Genomic DNA, 15,951 nt, shown 5'->3' with positions numbered 1-15,951 from the left:
ACCAAATGGGAAATTTAAATTATACAAATCAAACGACTCCAACGGTATAAATCGCGCACTGAGACTCACCAACGGACCTTATACATATTCATTCGAGAAAACAGGGCTTTCAAGCCACCACCAAACAGTTAGGAACAACGGAAAATAAATATTCAATGGAACCTGCGAAGACCCCGGAAAAATATACGTCACCGATGAAGCCTATATCGGAATACAATCTGTAAAACTCAAGGACAGTGAGATTTCAAATCTCTAACAAATGATGTCCTCAGACAAATCGAGCGCCCCGTGTCACCAGGAAGAAACATAAAGGGCATCGAGAAAAATTTTGAATATTTCGACCTATGGTCCGATCTATCGCTTTAAGATGGAATTAAGCAAGAGACATAGCCATGCGCAGCTATTTCAAACGGCAAGACTGCCCGCCGAACGCTCCGCATACGGGAGAGTGAAATAAATATTATGCCTAGAGAAAAAAATCACTTAGAGAAAATTTATTATTACCTTTATAAAAAATATCACCAACCACTCGGACAAGAAAAAATAGAGCGCACTTCAGCACACTTCCTGACCATGAGGAGTTTCACATTAGCGAAAATCCTCATGACTCTGACAGTTACCAGTGCCGAAGCTGCGACAGGATGCCCGAGCATCCAAGGCCTAACTGTCCACAGCGGGATAACTGTAGATGACTCAACCATCTGTATCTTAGGAAACGAAAAAAAAGCGGAACTGATCATTACAAACTCGTCGTCCGGCCTCGTTATCCAAAATGAAAAACTAATCGAGGCATCGGACATAAGCGAAGGAGTAATTTATCTAGAGAAAAATGAAAACTTGGCGAACCTGTATTTTGAATATCCTAGCAGTGCATTCCTAATCACTATTAACGCAAACACTGGAAAACTGGAGTCATCCAGTTACTCAATAAGAACAGAAGAAGTAGGCATCGATTCAGCAGGGTTGCCGCTTACATTAATCACAAAGCAACAGATCATTAGATCATCCAGCATTTCACAGGTCACAAAAAAGTCCCTATTTGGCCAAAACAAATTGGAAATCGCATCCAGAGCAAAATTAAACATCACCTCGCCAAAGGCATATCTCTGGAGCAATCCAAACGATTCATCTCCTACCAAACTCTATCTAGTGCGGGGAGACAAGATAGAGGCAAGTCAATATAAAGATGGAAAACTAAAAATCATTTACACCACAAAATCAGGAAAGCGGATTGAAAAGTGGATCGAAATATCATCAGCCCTCTAAAAGCATCATGGCATCCCATCTCAGATATGCAAAAGGGAACACAATTGAATCGCTTGTCTTTCCCATTTTTAACAAATAATCCAGTAAAAAACTACCATTTTTTCTGCAGAAATTTCACAACCGGTTACCACTAAAAAAACCTCCAACAATTAGCATATTTAACACTCACAATAAAGATAGTGACACTAACAGCACTTGTATCCACCCCCACTAATATTTTCCAGTTATATGACTGCGGTAGAGACTTCCAACCCTGTTTGGCAGGCCGGGGGGCGGATCGGTCTCGGGAAAAACACTTCAATACACCCAAATGCGGGATAGTCCCTGTATAGAACTGAGTATCCTGCAGTCCAGCAGCGCGACCGTCTCAGAGCCCACTAGAAAGCTCTGCGAGCTAGACGGCAAGAGCTTCAATGACGGATTCTCTGAATTTACGCTACTTACCGCAGAGTTCCGAAGCGCACGGCTTTTCCTGACTTTCAAAGTCATCCCTTTAAATTTAGTTCCAACTTTAGAAGTCGAGTGCATAACTGGAGTCTCAAGCCAAGGCATAACAGCCCCGGAATGCCAAGAAGTGGCAAAAATTCCGGATTCCTGTCTACGGGTGATAAATAGTCTCCAATTATCCGAGTGCTTCAGGGCGCGTAAAGACGATGCCGATAGCCGCCTCAACCAGACCTATCAGGCCCTGCTTCAGCGAATAGGAAATGCTTACCGATCCAGTCCCGAGAAGAAAGACTTATTGAAAAGCCAGTTAAAGAACGCGCAGCGTCAATGGATTTATCTGCGGGATGCGGATTGCGAGCTGATGGCTTTTGAGGCCGAACCAGGCAGTCAGGCCCATGAGGGAAACGTGAATCAATGCGTCACCGCGGCTACGCAGTTCCGTTCCCGGCAATTGCGCGAAATGTCCTCTCAGCTGACGCCACAAGAAATGATCGAGCAATGACCATTGCTCGATTCTGCCTGGCAACAGAGGTGACGTGGCTGCGTATCCGTCATCTCGCGAGCTGGGGGACTAAAGCTCGAATACTCAACACAGCCCGAGCCGGCACCCGCATTTGCCCACAACCCCCGTCTCTGCTAGTGTCCCGAGGTTTCCGAATACCCCCGCCGAGATGTCCGCATGGCCCGCAAGAAAGCTTCCCTCGACTTCGAACAGTCCCTCACTGAGCTGCAAACGCTAGTGGAGCGCCTGGAGAGCGGCGAACTGTCGCTGGAGGATTCGCTGGGGGCCTTCGAGCAGGGCATCCGCCTGACCCGCGACTGCCAAGCCGCGCTGACCCAGGCGGAGCAGAAGGTGCAGATCCTGCTGGAACGCGACGGTGAGCTGAGCGAAGCGCCCTTCGATCCGGAAGGCGAAGACGCATGATTGCCGAGTACCAGGCGCGCTGCCAGGCGCGTGTCGATGCTGCGCTGGAAAAACTCTTCGTCGCCCCTCGTGAAGAACTCACCCGCATCTACGCCGCCATGCGCTACAGCGTGGTCAACGGCGGCAAGCGCGTGCGGCCGCTGCTGGCCTATGCGGCCTGCGAAGCCCTGGGTGGCGAGGCGGAACGTGCCGATGGTGCGGCCTGCGCGGTCGAGCTGATCCATGCCTACTCGCTGGTCCACGACGATCTGCCGGCGATGGACGACGACGACCTGCGCCGCGGCCAGCCGACCACTCATATCGCCTACGACGAAGCCTGCGCGATTCTCGCCGGTGATGGCCTGCAGGCGCTGGCCTTTGAGGTGATCGGTAACGCCGGGCTGAATCCGCAGGATGCCCAGACCCGTCTCGACATGCTGATGATCCTGGCGCGCGCGGCCGGTTCCGCGGGAATGGTCGGCGGCCAGGCGATCGATCTGGAATCGGTCGGCCGCAAGATCGACCAGGCTGCTCTGGAAACCATGCACCGACACAAGACCGGCGCGCTGATCGAGGCTGCCGTGCAACTCGGCGCCCTGGCCAGCGGGCGTGCCGATGCCGCGTCGCTGGATGCGCTACGCCGCTACGCCGAGGCCGTCGGCCTGGCGTTCCAGGTGCAGGACGACATTCTCGACGTGGAAAGCGACACCACGACTCTCGGCAAGACCCAGGGCAAGGACCAGGCCCACGACAAGCCGACCTACCCCGCCCTGCTCGGCCTCGACGCCGCCAAGACCTACGCGCTGACACTGCGCGACCAGGCGCTGGCTGCGCTGGAAGGTTTTGGCGACTCCGCCGAGCCGCTGCGTGCGCTGGCCCGCTACATCGTCGAACGCCGTAGCTGACCTCCCCTCGGGCACGCGCCTTGCGTGCCATTTGCCATGAGACGCCGATCACCGGGGCTTCCCAGCGCCTACGCCGTTTCGTATACCATATCCGACACCAACTCTCTGACCGGACTGCATCGTGCCGCTACGCAACGCACCCAACCTGGGTATCGTTCCCTCCGCATCGGAGACCATCGCCAAGCATCTGCGCGAAGCGATCATTTCCGGCCAGTTGGCGGAAAACGAGCCGATCCGCCAGGACGATATCGCCCAGGTATTCAACGTCAGCAAAATCCCGGTGCGTGAGGCACTCAAGCGCCTGGAAGCGGAAGGCCTGGTGGAGTTCCAGCGCAACAAGGGCGCGCTGGTGACGAAGATTTCAGAGCCGGAACTGGCGCAGATGTTCGAAGTGCGGGTGATTCTCGAAGCCCAGGCAATCCGTCTCGCGGTGCCGAACATGACGGCGGAAACCTTCGAGCGCGCCGAACGCATCTGTGCCGAATTCATCGGTGAGGATGATGTCGGCCGCTGGGCCGAGTTGAACTGGCAGTTGCACGCATGCCTCTACGAGCCGGCGCAGCGGCCGTATCTGATCGGCCTGATCCGCTCGATCCACGACAAGCTCGAACGCTACCTGCGTATGCAGATGAGCCTCTCCGCCGGCAAGGACCGCGCGGATCACGAGCACCACGACATCCTCGAAGCCTGCCGCGCCGGCGACGGCGAGCTGGCCGCGCGCCTGCTCGAGGAGCACATCAACGGCGTCTGCCGGACCCTCTACGAACACCTGCCGAATCGTCCTTCGCCGAGCTGAGAGGCCACGCGCACGCATGGCACCTGTGCCGATTTCATCATCGGCGCAGGGGAAATTCCTCAAGCGTCCGCCCTCTCCTTGACGCCACCCTAGGGTCAACAACAAGACCACCCGAGGGGGCAGCATGAAACGCATCCAGGTTCTCGATACCCATACCGGCGGCGAACCCACACGCCTGGTGCTCGACGGCTTTCCTGAACTGGGTGGCGGCAGCATGGCCGAGCGTCGCCAGCGGCTCGCCGAACGGCACGATGAATGGCGCGCCGCTGCGGTGCTGGAGCCACGCGGCAGCGACGTGCTGGTCGGCGCGCTGCTCTGCGAGCCGGTCGATCCCGGCGCCTGTGCCGGGGTGATCTTCTTCAACAACACCGGCTACCTCGGCATGTGCGGCCACGGCACCATTGGCCTGATAGTCTCGCTGGCGCACCTGGGGCGCATCGGCCCCGGCGTGCACAAGATCGAAACGCCGGTGGGCACGGTCGAAGCCACGCTGCACGATGACCGCTCGGTGAGCGTGCGCAACGTTCCCGCCTACCGCTATCGCAAGCAAGTTCCACTGGACGTGCCCGGCCACGGGCGGGTGCACGGCGACATCGCCTGGGGCGGCAACTGGTTCTTCCTGATTTCAGATCACGGCCTGCGTGTGGCCGGCGACAACCTCGATGCGCTGACCGCCTATACCGTCGCCGTGCAGAAGGCGCTGGAAGACCAGGGCATCCGTGGCGAGGATGGCGGGCTGATCGACCATATCGAACTCTTCGCCGACGATCCCGACGCCGACAGCCGCAACTACGTGCTCTGCCCAGGAAAAGCCTACGACCGCTCGCCCTGCGGCACCGGCACCAGCGCCAAGCTGGCGTGCCTGGCGGCCGACGGCAAGCTGCAGGCGGGCATGCCCTGGCACCAGGCCAGCGTGATCGGCAGCCAGTTCGAGGGGCGCTTCGAATGGGCCGGCGATCCGGCCGAGGGACGCATCATCCCGACCATTCGTGGCCGCGCCCACGTCAGCGCCGAGGCGACGCTGCTGCTGGAAGAGGACGATCCCTTCGCCTGGGGCATCCGCCCGTGAGCGATGCCGACATCATCGTCATCGGCGCTGGCATCGTCGGTGCCGCCTGTGCCCATGCCCTCGCTGGCCGCGGCTTCGACGTGCTGGTAGTGGATGCGCGCCTGCCCGGCGCCACGGCGGTGGGCATGGGGCACCTGTTGGTACTCGACGATAACGCCGCCGAACTCGCCCTGAGCGACTATTCGCTGCAACGCTGGCGTGAGTGGGGCAACGACATGCCGGCCGGATGCGCCTACCGCAATAACGGCACGCTCTGGCTGGCGGCCAATGAGGCCGAACTGGCCGTGGCCGAGCGCAAGTGCGAGGTATTGCGCCAGCACGGAGTGGCGGCGCGCATGCTGAGCGCCGCGCAACTGCACGAGGCTGAACCGGAACTGCGCGCCGACCTCCACGGTGCGCTGGCAATCGATGGCGACGGCATTCTCTACGCACCGCGCGCCGCCGCCTGGCTGCTGGAGTCGGCACGGCTGCCGATTCGCCAGCGGCAGGCGAAGGTCGTGGAACTCGACGAGCGCCGCGTGCGCCTGGACAACGGCCAGCGGTTGACGGCGCAGGCGGTGGTGCTGGCCAACGGCATCCAGGCCAGCGAGCTGTGTCCGGAACTGCCCATCGAACCGAAGAAGGGCCACCTGCTGATCACCGACCGTTACCCCGGCAAGGTCAGCCACACACTGGTGGAGCTGGGCTACGTGACCAGCGCGCACAACGCCAGCGGCCCGTCCGTGGCGTGCAACATTCAGCCGCGCCCGACCGGCCAATTGTTCATCGGCGCATCGCGGCAGTTCGGCAACACCGACCCACAGGTGGAAGGCTGGATGCTGGCGAAGATGCTGCGCCGAGCCGTGGACTACATGCCCGGCCTGGCCGGCCTCAACGTCATTCGCAGTTGGACCGGCTTCCGCGCCGCCAGCCCCGACGGCCTGCCGCTGGTAGGCGAGCATCCGCAGCGACCCGGCCTGTGGCTGGCGGTCGGCCACGAGGGTCTGGGCGTGACCACCGCGCCGGGTACTGCCGATCTGCTTGCCGCGCAACTGTGTGACGAGTCGCTGCCGCTGGCCGCCGAACCCTATTCCCCGCACCGTTTCCTCGGAGTCGCCGCCCATGCCTGATCTGTTCCTCGACGGCCGCCCGCTGCGGGTCGCCACCGGCACCACGGTAGCGGCTGCGCTCGCCCTGGGCGGCGACGGCACCACGCGCACCTCGGTCAGCGGCCAGCGCCGCGCTCCATTGTGCGGCATGGGTGTCTGCCAGGAGTGCCGGGTGAGCATCGACGGCCAGCGCCGCCTGGCCTGCCAGACACTCTGCCGCGACGGCATGCAGGTGGAGACCCGCCCATGAGCATGAGTGCCGATATCGTCATCGTCGGCGCCGGTCCGGCGGGCTTATCTGCCGCCCTCGCCGCCGCCCCCAGCGGCGCCAGCATCGTCATTCTCGACGATAACCCGCTGCCCGGCGGGCAGATCTGGCGCGACGGCCCCAATGCCCATTTGCCGCGCGCCGCCACGGAACTGCGCGAGCGCTTCGCCGCCTGCGCCAATATCCGCATTCACAGCGGCACCCGCGTGGTGGCACTGGCTGGCGAACGCGGCCTGCTGCTGGAAGATGCCGAGCAAGGCTGGCGGCTCGACTATCAGAAACTGGTGCTCTGCACTGGCGCTCGCGAGCTGCTGTTGCCATTCCCTGGCTGGACTCTACCCGGCGTGACCGGTGCCGGTGGTTTGCAGGCACTGATCAAAGGCGGCATGCCGGTAGACGGTCAGCGCGCGGTGATCGCCGGCAGCGGCCCGTTGCTGCTGGCCAGCGCCGCCACCGCCCGCGCCAACGGTGCACGCATCCTGCGCATCGCCGAGCAGGCGTCCTGGCTCGCATTGGCAGGGTTCGCCATGAAGCTGCCGCGCTGGCCGAACAAGCTGGCACAGTCCTTCGGCCTGTACGATCCGGGCTACCGCGCCGGCAGCCATGTGGTCGCCGCGCTGGGCAGCGAGCACCTTGAAGGCGTGCGTCTGAACCAGGGCGGCAAGCTGGTGGAGATCGAGTGCGACCGGCTGGCCTGCGGTTTCGGCCTGGTCCCCAATATCCAGCTCGGCCAGGCGCTGGGATGCGCGGTGGACGACGATGCGATCCGTGTCGATGCCTGGCAGGCGAGCAGCCGTACCGATATCTACGCGGCGGGCGAATGCACTGGCTTCGGCGGCTCCGAGCTGGCACTGGTGGAAGGCCGGATCGCCGGTCACGCGGCGGTGGGCGACCACCACCACGCACGTGAACTCTGGCCGCAACGCAAACGTTGGCAGGGCTTCGCCGGCGCGCTCGCGCGCAATTTCGCCCTCGACCCGCGACTCAATCACCTGGCGCAGCCGGACACCCTGGTCTGCCGCTGCGAAGACGTGCCCTACTCGGCACTCGCCGACAAGCCGGACTGGACCGCCGCCAAGCTCGCCAGCCGCTGCGGCATGGGTGCCTGCCAGGGGCGAGTGTGCGGCGCGGCGGCACGGCAACTGTTCGGCTGGCAGGCGCCCGCACCGCGCCCGCCGTTCAGCCCGGCGCGAGTGGAAACCCTCCTGCAACTCGCCGAAGACTGATCCCCACGCGCGCCCGGTGGTTGCGCGTGGCTTCCCCCCGACCTTTGCGTCCCGTATCTTCAGGGTCTGTCCAGGAGCTTGCCAGCGACGCCCGAAGATCAGGCACATATGCGCCTGCGGCCCACGCGCAGCGACTCGTAGACAGGTTCTCAGCCGTGTTCCGACAACAGACCCGCCTCCCGATGCACGACCTGATTCCCCAGGGCGCCCGCGACCTGGACAGCCTGCTGAACACCCTCGCGCAGATCGCCCCGCTGCTCGATGCCATGCCCGGCGTGGTGTTTTTCATCAAGGACACCGACGCGCGCTACGTGCTGGTCAACCAGACCCTTGCCCGGCGCTGCGGCGTGAAGGATGCCAACGAGTTGCTCGGACGTACCGCCGAGGACGTTTTCCCGTCGCGCTTCGGCCCGATCTACACCGAGCAGGACCGCCGCGTGCTGGAGAGCGGTGGCCAGCTCAGCGACCAGCTTGAGCTGCACCTGTACCCCGGCCGTCAGCCCGGCTGGTGCCTGACGCACAAGCTGGCACTGCACAATGACGAAGGCCGGGTGATCGGCATGGCCGGCATTTCCAGCGATTTGCAGGCGGCGCAGTCCACGCACCCGGCATACCAGCGCCTGGCAGCGGTGGACGCCTATATCCGCGAGCACTACGACAAGCCGATCAATCTCGGCGAGCTGACCGAACTGGCCGGCCTCTCCGTTGCCCAGTTGGAGCGCCACTGCAAGCGCATCTTCCAACTGACACCACGCCAGATGATCCACAAGGCGCGCCTCGGCGCCGCCACCCGCCTGCTCGGGGAAGACCTGCCAATCACCGAGATCGCCCTGCGCTGCGGCTATACCGACCACAGCGCCTTCAGCCGCCAGTTCCGCGCACTTACCGGCTTGTCGCCAACGCAGTACCGCGAGTCCCGCATCGCCACCCGCTGATACGGAGCGCCCCCATCCGGGGCAGCGGAACACATCCGTGCTTCATTTGGTAACAGCCGCGGCGCCACGCTCCAACCCACCTCCACCTGCATTGCCAGCGTTCCCCCTCAACTGCGCGGCCTGCGACCGTCCGGTCATCCACAAGCCGTTTATGGCATACGCCTTGCTCTAGAAAATATCGTATACGAAATCCCTAATACAAAATCACTGCACAACACAGACTCAGAGAGGCCCCCATGAAATTCAATCGAATCGCCGTCGCCCTCACCGCTGTTGCCAGTACCTTCCTCGTTACCCAGGCCCAGGCCGACAAACTCGACGACATCATCGAATCCGGGAAACTGCGCTGCGCGGTGACCCTGGACTTCCCGCCGATGGGCTCGCGCGATGCACAGAACAACCCGGTCGGCTTCGATGTCGACTATTGCAACGACCTGGCGAAAGTCCTCGGCGTTACCGCCGAAGTGATCGAGACGCCTTTCCCCGACCGAATTCCCGCGCTGGTCTCCGGTCGCGCCGATGTCATCGTCGCCTCGACTTCCGACACCCTCGAACGCGCCAAGACCGTGGGCATGACCGTGCCGTACTTCGCCTTCCAGATGGTGGTGCTGACCCGCGACGATACCGGCATCAACAGCTACGACGACATCAAGGGCCGCCCGGTGGGCAACACCAGCGGCACTTACGAGGCCATCGCCCTCGAAAAGGATGTGAAGAAGTGGGGCAACGGCAGCTTCCGCGCCTACCAGACCCAGAACGACACCATCCTCGCCGTCGCCCAGGGCCACATCGACGCGACAGTGGTCACCAATACCGTCGCAGCCTCCACCCTCAAGTCCGGCAAGTACAAGGGCCTGAAGGTGGCGGGTAACGCACCCTACGTCATCGACTACGTGTCGCTGGCCGCCCAGCGCAGCGAGTACGGCCTGATCAACTACCTCAACCTGTTCGTCAACCAGCAGGTGCGCACCGGCCGTTACGCCGAGCTGTACGAGAAGTGGGTCGGCGGCACCCCGGTCGACCTCACCGTTCCCCACGTGTACTACTGACGGCGGGCCTACGATGTCTTCGATGCACGCATCAGACGTTATGGACGCGGGCCACACTGGCCGCGTCCTGATGGGCGGCAGTGCCGAAGGGCCGCTGTTGTACGCCGGAACCGGGCTGAGTTTCTGGGGTGGCGTCGATCCTTTCAGCGGCGAGGTGATCGACCGCCACCATCCGCTGAGCGGCAGCCTGCTGCCTGGCCGGGTGCTGGCGATCCCCAGCGGGCGCGGCTCCTGCACCGGCAGCAGCGTGATGCTGGAAATGCTGCTCAATAGCCACGCGCCAGCGGCTTTGCTGCTGGCTGAGCCGGATGAAATCCTCACCCTCGGCGTGCTGGTGGCGCAGGTGCTGTTCGGCCAGGCGATCCCGGTGCTGTGCCTGGGTCGCGAGGGTTTCGAGCAACTGGCGGAGGGCGGCTGGGCGCGTATCGAAGACGGCGTGGTACGGCTTTATTCCCAACGCCCCGCCGATGGCTGGCGGGGCACGATGGCCAGCGATGCCGGCGCGCTGCCCGAAGGGCTGGCGCTGGACGCCGACGACCGCGCGCTGCTCGACGGCCGGCACGGCAAGGCAGCCCAGGCCGCCATGCAGATACTCCTGCGCATGGCAGACTTGCAGGGCGCCCGCGAGTTGCTGGACGTCACCCAGGCGCACATCGACGGCTGCATCTACACCGGCCCGGCGAGTCTGCGCTTCGCCCGCCAACTGGTGGACTGGGGCGCCCGAGTACGGGTACCGACGACACTCAACTCGATCTCGGTGGACCACCGCCGCTGGCGCGAACTGGGGGTCGACAAGAACTTCGGCGAACCCGCCAGTGCGCTGGGCGACGCCTACATGGCGATGGGCGCGCAACTCAGCTACACCTGCGCGCCATACCTGCTGGAAAGCGCGCCGAGCCTGGGCGAGCAGGTGGTGTGGGCCGAGTCCAACGCCGTGGTGTACGCCAACAGCGTGCTCGGTGCGCGCACCCTGAAGTACCCCGACTACCTCGACATCTGCATCGCCCTCACCGGCCGCGCGCCGAATGTCGGCAGCCACCGCGACGAAGGCCGCCTGGCCACGCTGCGGGTGGATGTGGAGTTGCCGGCGCGGCATGACGAATCGCTCTACCCATTGCTCGGCTACCACATCGGTTCGCTATGCGGCAGCCGCATTCCGGTGGTCGTCGGCCTGCAGGCGCTGGCACCGGACAGCGACGCACTGAAAGCCTTCGGCGCGGCCTTCGCCACCACCTCGGCGGCGCCGATGTTCCATATCGCCGGGGTAACGCCGGAAGCGCCGGACGCTGCCACCGCCCTCGGCGGCCAGGCGCCGCGCCAGCACTTGCGCATCACACCGGCGGACCTGATTTCCACCTGGCACGAACTGGATCGCGCGGAGGAGGCGCAAGTGCAACTGGTGTCCCTGGGCAACCCGCATTTCTCCGCCAGTGAATGCGCGACGCTCGTGGCCTTGCTGACCGGGCGCAGCAAGCATCCCGATGTGGCGCTGGTCATCACCCTCGGCCGTGCAGTGCAGGAACAGGCGCGCGCGGCGGGCCACGTACAGGCGCTGCAGGACTTCGGCGCCCTGCTGGTCAATGACACCTGCTGGTGCATGCTCGGCGAACCGATCATCCCGCCGCATTGCACCACACTGATCACCAACTCGGCCAAGTACGCTCACTACGGTCCCGGCCTGGCAGGCCGCCAGGTGCACTTCGGCAGCCTCGCCGCATGCGTCGAGGCTGCCTGCAGCGGGCGTGGCGATGGCGGGGTTCCGGCCTGGCTGAGCGAGGGGGTGCGCTGATGTTCAACTACAGCTTCCACTGGCGCACTGCCTTCAAGGCGCTGCCGGACATGCTCGCCGGCGCCTGGGTGACCCTGGAAACCGCAGCGCTGTCGATGATCCTCGGAGTGCTTATCGCCCTGGCGCTCACCGTCATGCGGCAGATGAAGAACCCTCTTCTGCGCGGCTTCGCCAGCACCTGGGTATCCATCGCGCGCAACACACCGTCGCTGTTCCAGATCTACATCCTGTATTTCGGCCTGGGCTCCTTCGGCCTGCACGTCAGCTCCTGGGTTGCGCTGCTGGCGGGGATCACCTTCAACAACGCCGGCTACCTGGCGGAGAACTTCCGCGGCGGTCTGAAAGCCGTGCCGGACACCCAGATGCGCGCCGCGCGCTCGCTGGGCATGAGCGCCTTCCAGGCGTACCGGATGATCATCATTCCGCAACTGCTGCGGATCGTCTTCTACCCGCTCACCAACCAGATGGTCTGGGCAGTGCTGATGACCTCGCTGGGGGTGGTCGTGGGGCTGAACAACGACCTCACCGGCGTGACCCAGGATTACAACGTGCGCACCTTCCGCACCTTCGAGTACTTCGCCCTGGCTGCGGTGCTCTATTACCTGATCGCCAAGGTCATCGTGGCGGCCGCCCGCCTGCTGGGCTGGCGTCTGTTCCGCTACTGAAGGAGAGGCGCACATGTTCGAAACGAGCTTCACCATCAACGACCTGATGTTCCTGCTGCAGGGCGCCTGGGTCACCGTCAAGCTGACCGTCGCCGCGATGCTCATCGGCACCCTCGCCGGCGTGCTGCTGGGCTGGCTGCGCGCCACCCTGCCGCGCACCACGCTTCCGCTGGGCTGGTTCCTGGACATCTTCCGCAGCGTGCCGCTGCTGATCCAGTTCGTCCTGTTCAACTCGCTCAAGAGCATCGTCGGCCTGAACTGGAGCGCCTTCTCCGTCGGCTGCCTGGTACTGGGCATCTATGCGGCGGCGTTCTGCACCGAAATCATCCGCAGCGGCATCCTCGCCGTGCAGCCCAGCCTGCGCCGCGCCAGCCGCTCGCTGGGCCTCTCGTACTGGCAGGACCTGCGTTACATCGTCCTGCCGCTGGCCGCCCGCGTGGCCTTCCCCGGCTGGCTGAACCTGGTGCTGGGGGTGATGAAGGACACCGCGCTGGTGATGTGGATCGGCATTGTCGAGCTGCTGCGGGCATCGCAAACGATCGTCACGCGCATTCAGGAGCCCCTGCTGGTGCTGTGCATCGCCGGGGTCATCTATTACCTCATGAGCTGGGTGGTGGCGCGCCTCGGCACCCGACTGGAAAGAAGGTGGCAGGAAAATGATTGAAATCGACAACGTGCACAAATCCTACGGCGACCTGGAAGTGGTCAAAGGCGTAAGCCTGACCGTGAACAAGGGCGAAGTGGTGTCGATCATCGGCGGCTCTGGCTCGGGCAAATCCACCCTGCTGATGTGCATCAACGGCCTGGAACCGATCCAGAAGGGCAGCATCCGCGTCGACGGCACCGAGGTGCACGCCAGGACCACCGACCTGAACAGGTTGCGGCAGAAGATCGGCATCGTCTTCCAGCAGTGGAACGCCTTCCCGCACCTCACCGTGCTGGAGAACGTGATGCTCGCCCCGCGCAAGGTGCTCGGCCAGAGCAAGGAGGAAGCCGAGGCGATGGCGGTGAAGCAGCTCAAGCACGTAGGCCTGGGTGACAAGCTCAAGGTCTTCCCCAACAAGCTCTCCGGCGGCCAGCAGCAGCGCATGGCGATCGCCCGCGCACTGGCCATGTCGCCGCACTACATGCTGTTCGACGAAGCCACCTCGGCCCTCGACCCGCAACTGGTCGGCGAGGTGCTCGATACCATGCGCCTGCTCGCCGAAGAGGGCATGACGATGGTACTGGTCACCCACGAAATCCGCTTCGCCCGCGATGTGTCCGACCGCGTGGCGTTCTTCCGCGACGGTCTGGTCCACGAGATCGGCGCGCCGGAACAGGTGATCGGCAATCCGCAGCGGCCGGAAACGGCCGACTTCTTGAGATCGGTGCTGTAACGGCGCCCGCAAAGGGAGACAGACATGCGTTCGAGCAAGATCATCCATGTGGTCAGTTGCCACGCAGAGGGCGAGGTCGGCGACGTCATCGTCGGCGGCGTCGCCCCGCCGCCGGGCGACACGGTGTGGGCACAATCGCGCTGGATCGCCAGCGACAACACGCTGCGCAACTTCGTCCTCAACGAACCGCGCGGCGGCGTTTTCCGCCACGTGAACCTGCTGGTGCCGGCGAAGGATCCGCGCGCGCAGATGGCCTGGATCATCATGGAGCCGGCCGACACCCCACCGATGTCCGGGTCCAACTCGCTGTGCGTGAGCACCGTGCTGCTCGACAGCGGCATCCTGCCGATGCAGGAACCGCAGACGCGCCTGACCCTGGAAGCCCCCGGCGGGCTGATCGAGGCGGTGGCCGACTGCAAGGACGGCAAGGTGCAGCGCGTGGAAGTACGCAACCTGCCCTCCTTCGCGGACAAACTCGACGCCTGGATCGAGGTGGACGGCATCGGCTCGCTGCAGGTCGATACCGCCTATGGCGGCGACAGCTTCGTTATCGCCGATGCCCATGCCCTGGGCTTTACCCTGCACGCCTCGGAGGCCGCCGAGCTGGTCGCCACCGGACTGAAAATCACCCAGGCCGCCAACCAGCAACTGGGCTTCGTCCATCCGCAAAACCCCGACTGGGCGCACATCTCCTTCTGCCAGCTGGCCGCTCCGGTGGAGCGCCGCGATGGCGTGCTGCACGGCCGCAACGCCGTAGTGATCCGCCCCGGCAAGATCGACCGTTCGCCCTGCGGCACCGGTTGTTCGGCACGCATGGCGGTGCTGCACGCCAAGGGACAGTTGCAGGACGGCGAGCGCTTCGTCGGCCACTCGATCATCGGCTCGCAATTCCACTGCCGCATCGACGGGCTTACCGAAGTCGGCGGCAAGCCGGCCATCCACCCGCGCATCGCAGGCCGCGCATGGATCACAGGCACCCACCAGCACCTGCTCGACCCGGACGACCCTTGGCCCGAAGGCTACCGGCTCTCCGACACCTGGCCCAACGGCTACTGACAACCCAACCCCTTTTCGCCGCGTAGCGGCACCCAACGGACTCGCACGGCGGGTCGAATGACGAAATGCAGTGGAAATCTCCCAGCCATTTCGTATACGAAATACGACGATTGGAGGCAACATGAGCAAGAAGGTCAATTGGAGTGGCGTATTCCCCGCGGTAACCACCCAGTTCAACGCCGATTACTCGGTCAACCTGGAAGCCACCCACAAGGTGATCTCCAACCTGGTGCGCGACGGCGTGTCCGGGCTGGTGGTGTGCGGCAGCGTGGGCGAGAACACCTCACTCTCCATCGAGGAAAAGATGGCCGTCACCGAAGTCGCCAAGGACGCCTCCGGCGGCCGCGTGCCGGTGATCTGTGGCATCGCCGAATTCACCAGCCACGGCGCCTCGCAAGTGGCCAAGGCAGTGCAGAAGGTCGGCGTCGACGGCATCATGGTGATGCCCGCGCTGGTCTACTCCTCCAAACCCCACGAAACCGCGGCGCATTTCCGCAGCGTGGCCACCAGCACCGACCTGCCGGTGATGGTCTACAACAACCCGCCGATCTACAAGAACGACGTCACCCCGGACATCCTCATCTCCCTGGCCGACTGCGAGAATATCGTCTGCTTCAAGGACAGCTCCGGCGACACCCGCCGCTTCATCGATGTGCGCAATGAAGTGGGCGACCGCTTCATCCTCTTCGCCGGCCTCGACGACGTGGTCCTGGAGAGCATCGCGGTGGGCGCCGAGGGCTGGATCTCAGGGATGTCCAACGTCTTCCCGCAGGAAGGCGAAACCATCTTCCGCCTGTGCAAGGCCGGACGCTTCGAAGAGGCCATGCCGATCTACGAATGGCTGATGCCGATCCTCCACCTCGACGCCCGCCCGGACCTGGTGCAGTGCATCAAGCTGTGCGAAGAGATCGCCGGCCGCGGCACCGCCCTCACCCGCCCGCCGCGCCTGGCGCTGCAAGGTGCGGACCGCGAGCACGTGGAGAAAATCATGGCCAAGGCGCTGGCCAGCCGGCCAAAACTGCCGGACGTGGGGTTGTAATCGCTGCGCCGTCCCCTCTCCAGCAGGAGAGGGGACCGTCAACGCCAACGCACCGACCAGGACGCCCCAG

General features: G+C 63.4%; 17 protein-coding genes. All 17 read left to right on the top strand.

Features of this window, described 5'->3' with window-relative positions; translation table 11 throughout:
- Window positions 1-603: 603 nt before the first annotated feature.
- The 17 genes from OU419_RS04210 to OU419_RS04130 all read left to right on the top strand — a co-directional run bounded on the left by OU419_RS04210 (window position 604) and on the right by OU419_RS04130 (window position 15,881).
- The gene (locus tag OU419_RS04210; protein ID WP_254471236.1) at window positions 604-1,266 is read left to right on the top strand and encodes a hypothetical protein; all 663 of its coding nucleotides are present in this window, start codon (window positions 604-606) and stop codon (window positions 1,264-1,266) included.
- Between the two features lie 574 nt (window positions 1,267-1,840).
- Complete coding sequence (locus OU419_RS04205; protein WP_254471237.1) at window positions 1,841-2,215, top strand: lysozyme inhibitor LprI family protein; 375 nt, start codon at window positions 1,841-1,843, stop codon at window positions 2,213-2,215.
- Window positions 2,216-2,392: 177 nt separating this feature from the next.
- Window positions 2,393-2,638 carry an exodeoxyribonuclease VII small subunit gene (locus tag OU419_RS04200; RefSeq protein ID WP_254471238.1) on the top strand — a complete coding sequence of 82 codons (246 nt, stop codon included), beginning with the start codon at window positions 2,393-2,395 and terminating at the stop codon, window positions 2,636-2,638.
- Window positions 2,635-3,522, top strand: coding sequence for a (2E,6E)-farnesyl diphosphate synthase (ispA, locus tag OU419_RS04195; protein WP_254471239.1), 888 nt, complete (start codon window positions 2,635-2,637; stop codon window positions 3,520-3,522). Before OU419_RS04200 ends, ispA begins: the two co-directional genes overlap by 4 nt.
- A 121-nt stretch (window positions 3,523-3,643) precedes the next feature.
- Complete coding sequence (locus tag OU419_RS04190) at window positions 3,644-4,318, top strand: GntR family transcriptional regulator (RefSeq protein WP_254471240.1); 675 nt, start codon at window positions 3,644-3,646, stop codon at window positions 4,316-4,318.
- A 124-nt stretch (window positions 4,319-4,442) separates the two neighbouring features.
- Complete coding sequence (locus OU419_RS04185; RefSeq protein ID WP_254471241.1) at window positions 4,443-5,387, top strand: 4-hydroxyproline epimerase; 945 nt, start codon at window positions 4,443-4,445, stop codon at window positions 5,385-5,387.
- Window positions 5,384-6,496 (top strand): NAD(P)/FAD-dependent oxidoreductase, encoded by a 1,113-nt coding sequence (locus OU419_RS04180; RefSeq protein ID WP_254471242.1) that lies wholly within the window; start codon window positions 5,384-5,386, stop codon window positions 6,494-6,496. The genes OU419_RS04185 and OU419_RS04180 overlap by 4 nt, the downstream gene beginning before the upstream one ends.
- Window positions 6,489-6,725 (top strand): (2Fe-2S)-binding protein, encoded by a 237-nt coding sequence (locus OU419_RS04175; RefSeq protein ID WP_254471243.1) that lies wholly within the window; start codon window positions 6,489-6,491, stop codon window positions 6,723-6,725. The genes OU419_RS04180 and OU419_RS04175 overlap by 8 nt, the downstream gene beginning before the upstream one ends.
- On the top strand, window positions 6,722-7,969 hold the full coding sequence (locus tag OU419_RS04170; protein WP_254471244.1) for an NAD(P)/FAD-dependent oxidoreductase: 1,248 nt from the start codon (window positions 6,722-6,724) through the stop codon (window positions 7,967-7,969). The genes OU419_RS04175 and OU419_RS04170 overlap by 4 nt, the downstream gene beginning before the upstream one ends.
- Window positions 7,970-8,151: 182 nt before the next feature.
- Window positions 8,152-8,904 (top strand): AraC family transcriptional regulator, encoded by a 753-nt coding sequence (locus OU419_RS04165; protein ID WP_254471414.1) that lies wholly within the window; start codon window positions 8,152-8,154, stop codon window positions 8,902-8,904.
- A gap of 236 nt (window positions 8,905-9,140) precedes the next feature.
- Complete coding sequence (locus tag OU419_RS04160) at window positions 9,141-9,953, top strand: ABC transporter substrate-binding protein (RefSeq protein WP_254471245.1); 813 nt, start codon at window positions 9,141-9,143, stop codon at window positions 9,951-9,953.
- A gap of 22 nt (window positions 9,954-9,975) precedes the next feature.
- On the top strand, window positions 9,976-11,742 hold the full coding sequence (gene lhpI, locus OU419_RS04155; RefSeq protein WP_254471246.1) for a cis-3-hydroxy-L-proline dehydratase: 1,767 nt from the start codon (window positions 9,976-9,978) through the stop codon (window positions 11,740-11,742).
- Window positions 11,742-12,407 (top strand): amino acid ABC transporter permease, encoded by a 666-nt coding sequence (locus OU419_RS04150; RefSeq protein WP_254471247.1) that lies wholly within the window; start codon window positions 11,742-11,744, stop codon window positions 12,405-12,407. Before lhpI ends, OU419_RS04150 begins: the two co-directional genes overlap by 1 nt.
- Window positions 12,408-12,420: 13 nt before the next feature.
- Complete coding sequence (locus OU419_RS04145) at window positions 12,421-13,071, top strand: amino acid ABC transporter permease (protein WP_254471248.1); 651 nt, start codon at window positions 12,421-12,423, stop codon at window positions 13,069-13,071.
- A complete protein-coding gene (locus tag OU419_RS04140) occupies window positions 13,064-13,786 on the top strand; it encodes an amino acid ABC transporter ATP-binding protein (protein WP_254471249.1) in 723 nt (240 codons plus the stop codon). Before OU419_RS04145 ends, OU419_RS04140 begins: the two co-directional genes overlap by 8 nt.
- A gap of 24 nt (window positions 13,787-13,810) precedes the next feature.
- Window positions 13,811-14,842 carry a trans-3-hydroxy-L-proline dehydratase gene (locus OU419_RS04135; RefSeq protein WP_254471250.1) on the top strand — a complete coding sequence of 344 codons (1,032 nt, stop codon included), beginning with the start codon at window positions 13,811-13,813 and terminating at the stop codon, window positions 14,840-14,842.
- Window positions 14,843-14,963: 121 nt separating this feature from the next.
- Window positions 14,964-15,881 carry a dihydrodipicolinate synthase family protein gene (locus tag OU419_RS04130; protein WP_254471251.1) on the top strand — a complete coding sequence of 306 codons (918 nt, stop codon included), beginning with the start codon at window positions 14,964-14,966 and terminating at the stop codon, window positions 15,879-15,881.
- The last annotated feature ends 70 nt before the right edge of the window (window positions 15,882-15,951 follow it).

It is taken from the genome of Pseudomonas triclosanedens (genome assembly GCF_026686735.1).
Lineage (GTDB): Bacteria > Pseudomonadota > Gammaproteobacteria > Pseudomonadales > Pseudomonadaceae > Pseudomonas > Pseudomonas triclosanedens.
The sequence above is the reverse complement of the archived record's forward strand: the minus strand, read 5'-3'. Positions and strand labels throughout refer to the sequence as shown.

Coding starts and splice junctions, on each gene's coding strand:
- OU419_RS04210 (WP_254471236.1), top strand. CDS start 604: ATGACTCTGACAGTTACCAGTGCCGAAGCTGCGACAGGATGCCCGAGC.
- OU419_RS04200 (WP_254471238.1), top strand. CDS start 2,393: ATGGCCCGCAAGAAAGCTTCCCTCGACTTCGAACAGTCCCTCACTGAG.
- ispA (WP_254471239.1), top strand. CDS start 2,635: ATGATTGCCGAGTACCAGGCGCGCTGCCAGGCGCGTGTCGATGCTGCG.
- OU419_RS04185 (WP_254471241.1), top strand. CDS start 4,443: ATGAAACGCATCCAGGTTCTCGATACCCATACCGGCGGCGAACCCACA.
- OU419_RS04175 (WP_254471243.1), top strand. CDS start 6,489: ATGCCTGATCTGTTCCTCGACGGCCGCCCGCTGCGGGTCGCCACCGGC.
- OU419_RS04170 (WP_254471244.1), top strand. CDS start 6,722: ATGAGCATGAGTGCCGATATCGTCATCGTCGGCGCCGGTCCGGCGGGC.
- OU419_RS04165 (WP_254471414.1), top strand. CDS start 8,152: ATGCACGACCTGATTCCCCAGGGCGCCCGCGACCTGGACAGCCTGCTG.
- OU419_RS04160 (WP_254471245.1), top strand. CDS start 9,141: ATGAAATTCAATCGAATCGCCGTCGCCCTCACCGCTGTTGCCAGTACC.
- lhpI (WP_254471246.1), top strand. CDS start 9,976: ATGCACGCATCAGACGTTATGGACGCGGGCCACACTGGCCGCGTCCTG.
- OU419_RS04150 (WP_254471247.1), top strand. CDS start 11,742: ATGTTCAACTACAGCTTCCACTGGCGCACTGCCTTCAAGGCGCTGCCG.
- OU419_RS04145 (WP_254471248.1), top strand. CDS start 12,421: ATGTTCGAAACGAGCTTCACCATCAACGACCTGATGTTCCTGCTGCAG.
- OU419_RS04140 (WP_254471249.1), top strand. CDS start 13,064: ATGATTGAAATCGACAACGTGCACAAATCCTACGGCGACCTGGAAGTG.
- OU419_RS04135 (WP_254471250.1), top strand. CDS start 13,811: ATGCGTTCGAGCAAGATCATCCATGTGGTCAGTTGCCACGCAGAGGGC.
- OU419_RS04130 (WP_254471251.1), top strand. CDS start 14,964: ATGAGCAAGAAGGTCAATTGGAGTGGCGTATTCCCCGCGGTAACCACC.